The organism is Cognatundibacterium curvum, from assembly GCF_014284235.1.
Classification (GTDB): domain Bacteria; phylum Pseudomonadota; class Gammaproteobacteria; order Burkholderiales; family Burkholderiaceae_D; genus Undibacterium; species Undibacterium curvum.
Genome location: NZ_JACOGD010000022.1, coordinates 1 through 507 on the forward strand (window position 1 = coordinate 1; position 507 = coordinate 507).

Here is a 507-nt window from a genome sequence, read left to right on the forward strand (position 1 = left end):
CAGAAACCATAGAGCGCATCAAGGCTGGCTGGCAGGCGAATCCCGACTGGTATATGCGTAGCATACGCGTCAAGTTCCCTTGGCGTCATACCCTGGCAGGCAATGTTTCGCGTCTGATAGAGCTGGATAGTTATCAGGGCAATGGTGAGTTTGAAACCATCGCTGCCTGGGAGCTATCGGTCTACCAGCAAGTCGCTGCGATGCGCGGTATTCCTAAAACTGCGAAGTTCTGGTTCGAGGACAAGGCTGGGCAGCGTCATTACCTGTGGCTGGAATTTAATCTGCGCAAGCGGGCTGGACCTGAAACCGATTTGCATGAGGTGCGCGCAGCGTTTGATCAGTTGTACCCGGGACGGCAACTGGAAGACAACGCCTATCTGCCCGGGGACGACGATATGTCAGCGGTAGAGGTCACAGTGGGAGACGATCCGAATCAGATCACGGCAGCCTTGGTCAAGGGAACACACCGCATTCCTTTACCGGTAGGCCGGGTACAACGTTTCGCGC

1 protein-coding gene is annotated in these 507 nt (G+C 55.6%); it reads left to right on the top strand.

Annotated elements, in window-relative coordinates:
* Positions 1 to 507 (top strand): hypothetical protein (locus tag H8K43_RS18665; protein ID WP_186905256.1); only part of this gene is annotated, 507 nt, incomplete at both ends.